The 7,377-nt window shown below is 47.7% G+C and carries 8 protein-coding genes; 5 read left to right on the top strand and 3 right to left on the bottom strand.

All coding sequences use genetic code 11. The features are described from left to right. Positions 1-371: 371 nt before the first annotated feature. Genes K7P76_RS26715 through K7P76_RS26705 form a run of 3 tightly spaced genes read right to left on the bottom strand, consistent with a single transcriptional unit; the run spans position 372 to position 2,597 of the window. Positions 372-839, bottom strand: coding sequence for an ArsI/CadI family heavy metal resistance metalloenzyme (locus K7P76_RS26715; RefSeq protein ID WP_373692515.1), 468 nt, complete (start codon positions 837-839; stop codon positions 372-374). 11 nt (positions 840-850) lie between these two features. Next, the gene (arsC, locus tag K7P76_RS26710) at positions 851-1,273 is read right to left on the bottom strand and encodes an arsenate reductase (thioredoxin) (RefSeq protein ID WP_232189126.1); all 423 of its coding nucleotides are present in this window, start codon (positions 1,271-1,273) and stop codon (positions 851-853) included. Between the two features lie 31 nt (positions 1,274-1,304). Beyond that, a complete protein-coding gene (locus K7P76_RS26705; RefSeq protein WP_232189125.1) occupies positions 1,305-2,597 on the bottom strand; it encodes an arsenic transporter in 1,293 nt (430 codons plus the stop codon). Between the two features lie 103 nt (positions 2,598-2,700). Here K7P76_RS26705 and K7P76_RS26700 point away from each other — a divergent pair, with 103 nt between their 5' ends. From K7P76_RS26700 to K7P76_RS26680, 5 genes are all read left to right on the top strand, one after another. Then, the gene (locus tag K7P76_RS26700; protein ID WP_232189124.1) at positions 2,701-3,099 is read left to right on the top strand and encodes a MerR family transcriptional regulator; all 399 of its coding nucleotides are present in this window, start codon (positions 2,701-2,703) and stop codon (positions 3,097-3,099) included. A gap of 25 nt (positions 3,100-3,124) precedes the next feature. Then, positions 3,125-4,792 (top strand): GAF domain-containing sensor histidine kinase, encoded by a 1,668-nt coding sequence (locus K7P76_RS26695; RefSeq protein WP_232189123.1) that lies wholly within the window; start codon positions 3,125-3,127, stop codon positions 4,790-4,792. Beyond that, a complete protein-coding gene (locus K7P76_RS26690; RefSeq protein ID WP_232189122.1) occupies positions 4,789-5,457 on the top strand; it encodes a response regulator in 669 nt (222 codons plus the stop codon). The genes K7P76_RS26695 and K7P76_RS26690 overlap by 4 nt, the downstream gene beginning before the upstream one ends. A gap of 172 nt (positions 5,458-5,629) precedes the next feature. Then, entirely contained in the window at positions 5,630-6,256 is a 627-nt protein-coding gene (locus tag K7P76_RS26685; RefSeq protein ID WP_232189121.1) for an FMN-dependent NADH-azoreductase, read from the top strand. Positions 6,257-6,397: 141 nt separating this feature from the next. Beyond that, positions 6,398-7,312 (top strand): AraC family transcriptional regulator, encoded by a 915-nt coding sequence (locus K7P76_RS26680; protein ID WP_232189120.1) that lies wholly within the window; start codon positions 6,398-6,400, stop codon positions 7,310-7,312. The last annotated feature ends 65 nt before the right edge of the window (positions 7,313-7,377 follow it).

Raw genomic sequence — 7,377 nt, 5'->3', positions numbered from 1 at the left:
CTCCTTAAATAGAACATTTGTTCTCATTACCATAATACCAAACATACGTTCTATTTTCAAGAGATATCGGGTAAAATTTCAATATTCTGGGTTTGTTTTCAGAAGCATGAACAAGGGTTTTCCCCCTTATTGGATGGGATAATGGTACGTTTTCGCGGAAAGGAGGTAGGGGAGGCTGCGGTGGTCCTATTCTACTTCTGATGCGAAGGGATAAAGGTACGTTTCGCGAACAGCTGCAGGCATGAACAGGAGTGTTGGATCGGTCGCGCTCCAGAGTTACAAGGGAGTTCATGGGTACGATTGCTTTATTACGAATATCCGCCAAAAGTAAAAGGGCCGGAGGCAAAGCCTCCGGTTTTGCTTAAGATTGCTTATTTGTTTTTACGAAAATTGGTGAATTCAACGGCAACCGGTGCGGAAGGAGGGGCGCAGCATAGGGAAAGGTCCCGTGCATCTCCGGCGGATTCGAACTCGGAATCCTCCTTCGTATGGAAGATTTCCCAAGCGTTCCCGTCGGGGTCGTAAACCCAAACCTTGTCTTGCACGGCATAGCAGCATGTCGTGTTCATCTCGTCGATGAGCAAGAGGTTAGCTTGTCGCAACCGCTCGCCCATAGATAACACGTCTTCGGTGTCGTCTACTTGGAAACCGAGATGATTTAACACGCCGTTTTTATCGAACGAACGTACGTTTAAGGAGAAATGCAAAGCCGGATTATCCAGCTCGAATTTAGCGTAATTGTCTCTCACCTTGATTGGCTCAGCACCGAAGAAGCTGCGGTAGAAGGTCAGGGACTTCTCCAAATCCGAGCAATTGACGGCAACGTGCATTCTTCTGATGGGGGCCACGCTTATTTGCCTTCCTGAACGAATTGTTCGATTCGGGACTTAATGGAATCGCGAACGATGCGGAACTGCTCCATAATTTCTTCTTCGGTTCCCGTTGCTTTGGCAGGATCATCGAATCCCCAGTGCCACTTTATGACGTTCGGATTGGAGATTACTGGGCAGTGCTCATCCGCATGACCGCACAGCGTTATTACATAAGTAGCCCGATTTAGAAGGTCTGGATCGATAACGTTGGAAGTGTTATTGGAAATATCGACACCGGCCTCAGACATCACTTTAACCGCCCGAGGGTTCAGGCCGTGAGCTTCCAAGCCTGCACTTCTCACTTCGTAGAGGTGTTCGCCAATGGCGTGCATAAAGCCGTCCGCCATCTGACTCCGACAAGAATTGCCTGTACATAGGAAATAAACGAGTTTTTTATCCATGATTAATAATCTCCTTTTGATTCAAATAAAATTAGCTGACGATCCTTAACCAGAAGTAGAGGCTGGTCAGCGTAATAAACAACACGGGAACCGTTAGAACAATACCGATCTTGAAATAATAACCCCAACCGATTTTGACGCCTTTGGAGGACAACACATGTAACCAGAGTAAGGTAGCCAAGGAGCCGATCGGCGTGATCTTAGGTCCCAGATCCGACCCAATAACGTTGGCATATACGAAGGCTTCGCGAACGATACCGGTTGAATCCGTTCCCTGTATAGCCAGAGCGTCGATCATGACCGTAGGCATATTATTCATGATCGAAGAAAGGACCGCCGCGATAAATCCAGAGCCAACCGTCGCCACGAAGAGGCCTTGATCACCGACCCATTCGAAGACGGTTCCGAGCTTGTCCGTTAAACCCACATTGCGTAAGCCGTATACGACGACATACATGCCAATAGAGAACACGACAACCGCCCATGGTGCTCCTTTTACAAGTTTCCATGTATGAATCCCGTTGCTTTGCCTGGCGAGGAGAAGGAATACGATCGCTGCAACGCCTGCAATTATCGACACGGGCACATGAATGAATTCGCTTGTGAGGTAAGCAATCAGAAGCACCGCCAGGATGACCCAAGAAATCCGGAATAACCGAAAATCATTAATCGCTTCGCGAGGTTTCTTCAACTGATTGAGGTCAACTTGTTTGGGAATGCTTTTCCTGAACAGGAGGAACAGGACAAGAAGACTGGATGCGATTGAGAAAAGGGTTGGAACAATCATTCGACTGGCGTATTCAACAAACCCGATACCGAAGAAATCCGACGATACGATGTTGACTAAGTTGCTCACCACGAGAGGAAGAGAAGCCGTATCGGAGATGAACCCGCTCGCCATGATGAAAGGCAAGATCATCCGTGTATCGAACTTTAACGCTCTTACCATCGCCAGGACAATCGGAGTCAGGATGAGCGCCGCGCCGTCGTTGGCGAATAATGCCGCTACCGCCGCACCTAGCAGAATGACGTACACGAACATCAAATTTCCGTTCCCTTTGGCAAATCTGGCCATATGAAGGGCGGCCCATTCGAAAAAACCGATTTCGTCAAGAATAAGGGAAATCAAAATTACGGCGACGAAAGCAAGCGTAGCATTCCATACGATCTGGGTAACGTCCCATACGTCGTTAAAGTCAACGACTCCGCAAATAAGGGCGATAACGGCTCCGCCGCTTGCCGACCACCCGATGTTAAGTCCTTTAGGTTGCCAAATAACGAATACGAGCGTAACTAGAAAAATAAGAGCTGCGGCAGTTAGCATAATGAATTCCTTGATCCTCCTTGTTGTCAGTGTTTATTTTGTTCGATATACTTTGTACATTACAACTTCAAGCTAACTTTAAGTCAATAGGGAGGTTCAATTTATGATGACAATCGGTGAAGTTGCCGAGAAAAGCGGAATTGCGACCTCTGCGCTTCGCTATTATGAACAAATCGGGCTTATTCCCGCGCCTCAAAGAGTTAATGGCAGAAGAACTTACTCTTCTCCTATCATAGGTCGAATCGAAACGATTAAGTTAGCGCAAAGCGCAGGCTTTCAAATCCATGAAATCAAGCAGCTGCTGGACGGCTTCGACTCCAACGTTTCACCGTCGGAGAGATGGAGAGTGATGGCTCTTCAAAAACAAGCGGAGCTGGAGGAAAATATTAATCACATGATGAAAATGAAATCGTTGCTGGCCAAGAGCCTTGGCTGCAGTTGTTTATCCTGGGAAGAATGTTTCTCGGAGCTTCCCGCTTCCCAAGCTAAGATAGACGAATAACAATTTATATAGAGGAGGGGTGTGGATGTCCCGAGAAATTCGCGCGAACGAATTGCTGGCGCTCAAGGAAATAGCCGAGATGCTGAACTCGACTAATGAACGAGATACGATGCTGAACGATGTATTAGTCAAGCTTCTTCAGGTGTCGGGGTTTACGGCCGGTTGGATTTTCATAATGGACGACTGCGCGGGCAACCTATGCGTTGCTGCTCAGAATCTTCCTCCAGCGCTTTCCGCAGACAATAATGAACTTATGTGCGGAAAGGATTGCTCATGTATTGAAAGCTACCAGCATAATAAACTCGAACATGCAGTCAATATTATGGAGTGCAAACGTATTGCTAATGCTGTCAAGCACAAGCTTGGCGATACCGAGGGCATTACACACCATGCGACTGTTCCTCTTAATGCGGGGAAGGATCGCTTCGGATTGCTGAACGTCGCGACGCAGGGCAAGGGACATTTTTCCGAGGATGAGATGGCTCTGTTGCAGGCAGTCGCTATCCAGATTGGAACGGCGCTTAAACGGATTCGCCTCTATCAGGCACAAGAACAGAATGCGATTCTTTATGCCAAGCTGGGTGACGTCATCCAGCGGATTAATTCCATCCAAGACATTAATCAACTGCCCTTAAAGGCTGTAAGAATTATCGGGGATACATTCGAATGGCCTCATGTCTCATTGTTCATGTACGAACAGCACGAACTGTCTTTACGCGCTCATTATACGGATAAACGTTTAGACGGGAAGTGGCAATCGCTCGACATTGATCAGGCGGGCCCGGTCAGAACGGCTTATCGCGACAATCGCATTATCATCGATACTTATCATGGAGTAGATTCCTGTGCGTCCCTAACGTCGATTGGAATTCCCCCCTATGGGTCTGCGGCGGCCATACCGCTGCGAATACGGAGCCATCCGATCGGTGTGTTATTCATCAGCAGTCCCAGCAATATTCAATTTGAACATTACCACGAAGATTTCATGTACTCGCTCGGAGATCATTTTACGCTTTGCGTTGAAAACTTGCGTATTTACGAGCAGCGCAGCGAGCTTGCCCTTATGGAAGAAAGAAATCGCGTTGCACGTGATTTGCACGATTCGGTTATCCAGAAAATATTTTCCTTGTCTTTTCTGGCTAAGGGAGCGGAAACCGTATTGGCGGGCAACGAGCCCGTCGTCCAACGTTCCCTTCAGGAAATCAGCCATATCTCGCAGGAAGTGTTGAAGGAAATGCGGTCGCTGATCTGGCAGCTTCATCCCGCAGGCTTGGAAAATGGCTTGCTGCCGGCGCTAAAGCATTACGGGCAAGCGATGGATTTGACGATATACGAACTGGCGGAGGGTGTTAAGGATTTGCCGCGCGCGATAGAAGAAGCATTCTGGCGAATCGGGCAGGAAGCGTTGAATAATGTGAAGAAACATTCGGGCACGAATGTGGCTCATATTCGTCTGGTGAAGTCGGATACGGGTGCCAGCTTGGAAATTATCGATCGTGGAAACGGCTTTGCGACTGACAAGATCTCAGGGAAACTAACGATGGGATTGACGTCGATGCGGGAGAGGGCGGAAGCGCTTGGCGGCGAATTGTCGATTTCGAGCGGCAACGGAAACTCTACCGTAATTAAAGTGACAATTCCTATAGCCGTCATAGTGGAGAAGTGCAGTGAGGAGAAGGAGCAACAGCCGTGAAAAAAATTAAAATCTTGTTGGCGGACGACCATGAAATCGTGCTCAAGGGCATATCGTTCTTCCTAAGCATGCAGACCGATTTCGAGCTCGTAGGGGAAGCCCATAACGGCAAAGAAGCGGTAGAGATGGCGGACAAGTTGCAGCCTGACGTCGTGTTGATGGATTTGAATATGCCGGTCATGGACGGCATTGAAGCGAGTACTCAGATCGCCGAGCAGAATCCGCACATTAAGGTTCTCGTGTTGACGAGTTTCTCGGATCGGAGCCACGTCGTGCCCGCTTTGCAGACGGGAGCTATCGGTTATATGCTGAAGGAAGTCGGGCCGGACCAATTGGCCGAAGCGATCCGTAGCGCATATAAGGGTAACGTTCAGCTGCATCCGGACATCTCAAACGCGCTACTATCCCAACTAATTCCACAATTGCCGTCGGCGGAAGCGAGAAACCTTTCCAGCCAAGATTCGATTGAGTCGCTTACTCCGAGGGAATTGGAAGTTCTGGAGCAGATCACCAAAGGGTTAAGCAACAAAGAAATCGCCAACATCCTGGTCGTCGCCGAGAAAACGGTAAAATCGCACGTGAGCAGCATCTTAAGCAAGCTGAATTTGCACGACAGAACGCAGGCGGCGCTATTTGCGGTCCAACTTTTCAACTCGGCAGAATGAACCGCTTAACGGGTTCTACGTCTAAAGTCTTAAGACTAGTCCTCCGCCTACGGCGGTTTTTTTGTGCGCAGATTTCAGCCTAATTGCCGATGTTAGCGAATGATAAACGCTATATATTATAGATAGTTACTTTAAGTTACTAAAAGACTAAACATACGGAGGGAAATATAAGATGAGTACTGTATTATTCGTTAAAGCAAACGACCGCGCGATCGAACAGGCAGTTAGCGTGAAATTGTATCAAGCGTTCTTGGATAGCTACAAAAGGAATCATCCCGAAGATACGATCATTGAGCTAGATCTGTTCAAGGAAACATTGCCGTACTTGAATGCAGATATGATCAACGGTAACTTCAAAGCCGCTCGCGGCTACGATCTTACGCCTGAAGAGCAAGCAGCCGTTGAAGTGTCTGGCAAGTATGTCGACCAATTCCTTGCTGCAGATAAAGTCGTGTTCGCTTTCCCGCTTTGGAATTTTACGATTCCTGCCGTACTGCACACATACATCGACTATATCAATCAAGCAGGCAAGACGTTCAGCTATACGGCAGAAGGCCCGGTTGGATTAATTCCCGACAAGAAGGTCGCTCTGTTGAACGCAAGAGGCGGCATCTATTCCGAAGGTCCAGCCGCTGCTGCGGAAATGTCCTTTAACTATGTTAGAAACATCATGTCGTTCTTCGGCGTTACTAACTTCGAGAATGTTATTGTCGAAGGCCATGCCCAACTTCCCGATCAAGCGGAAGCCATCGTAGCCCAAGGGATTGCGAATGCGGAGAAGGCTGCCGCAGGGTTCTAAGAATATTAAGCAAAGAAGCTGTCAGTCGCGATTCAGCGATTGTCAGCTTTTTTGACGTTTGTAAATAGATTGGTGTACGTTGAGGAGTGTGCTAGAATCGAACTACAATAATATGCAGGATAAGCCTTCAGGGAGTGAAGCATGGAGATGGTTAAACATGATGAGAAGTGGTTCCATAAGAGACCGCTTTCCCTTGTCTACGACATCAAGCATCTGATTTCACTTCATTATTTCGAATTTGCAAAAGATTTTATTTTCGATGGCGAAAAGCACGATTTCTGGGAGCTTCTGTACGTGGATAAAGGCGAAGTCGAGGTTATGGCGAACACTTCCGGCTATAAGCTGAAGCAGGGAGATATGATTTTCCATAAGCCGAACGAGTTCCACAGCGTATGGGCGAACCGCAAAATCGCTTCCAACGTCATTGTAATTTCATTTACTTGTTATTCCGTGGAGATGTCCCGGTTTGAGAACAAGATATTCTTCCTGGAGGATTATGAGAGAAATCTGATGGCCAACTGCGTGAAGTACGGCAGAGCCGCCTATCTTCCGCCTTATGACGACCCGGGCAAGCACGATTTGGTGCTGCGGGACGATGCGCCATTCGGCTCCGAACAGATGCTCAAGACCCACTTGGAGCTTATGCTTATAAGCCTTGCAACCCGGCGCAACGAATTGTCGCAGGTTAACCGTCTTTCCTCAACGGCAAAAGAACGCAGCGAGGATGAAATTGTCAGAAGGACGATCAAGTATATGCAGGACCACGTTTACGCCAACTTGACTTTAGACGAAATCAGCAGTCATCTCAATATTAGCCAAACCCACCTTGTGACCTTATTTAAGGAAAAGGTAGGGATGAGCGTCATTCGTTACTATAAAACGTTGAAAATCGAACAAGCGAAAATGATGATCCGCGAGCAAACGCTCAACTTCACCGAAATTTCCGACCTTCTGAGCTATAGCAGCATCCATACGTTCTCAAGGCATTTCAAAAGCGTTATCGATATGACCCCTTCGGAGTATGCCAAATCCGTCCAGGCAAGATTACAGACATAGCCATCGTTTTACAAAGCGCGGTCCACAATTTAATTAAGCTGCCACTGAAGTCATCTGACTTTCGG

The sequence above is a fragment of the Cohnella silvisoli genome, from assembly GCF_021190915.1.
In the GTDB taxonomy this organism is placed as follows: domain Bacteria; phylum Bacillota; class Bacilli; order Paenibacillales; family Paenibacillaceae; genus Cohnella; species Cohnella silvisoli.
This window is presented reverse-complemented; position numbering and strand designations above follow the sequence as displayed.

Excerpts from the sequence above, each read along its gene's own strand:
- arsC (WP_232189126.1), bottom strand. The coding sequence starts at position 1,273 with ATGGATAAAAAACTCGTTTATTTCCTATGTACAGGCAATTCTTGTCGG.
- K7P76_RS26705 (WP_232189125.1), bottom strand. The coding sequence starts at position 2,597 with ATGCTAACTGCCGCAGCTCTTATTTTTCTAGTTACGCTCGTATTCGTT.
- K7P76_RS26700 (WP_232189124.1), top strand. The coding sequence starts at position 2,701 with ATGATGACAATCGGTGAAGTTGCCGAGAAAAGCGGAATTGCGACCTCT.
- K7P76_RS26695 (WP_232189123.1), top strand. The coding sequence starts at position 3,125 with ATGTCCCGAGAAATTCGCGCGAACGAATTGCTGGCGCTCAAGGAAATA.
- K7P76_RS26685 (WP_232189121.1), top strand. The coding sequence starts at position 5,630 with ATGAGTACTGTATTATTCGTTAAAGCAAACGACCGCGCGATCGAACAG.
- K7P76_RS26680 (WP_232189120.1), top strand. The coding sequence starts at position 6,398 with ATGGAGATGGTTAAACATGATGAGAAGTGGTTCCATAAGAGACCGCTT.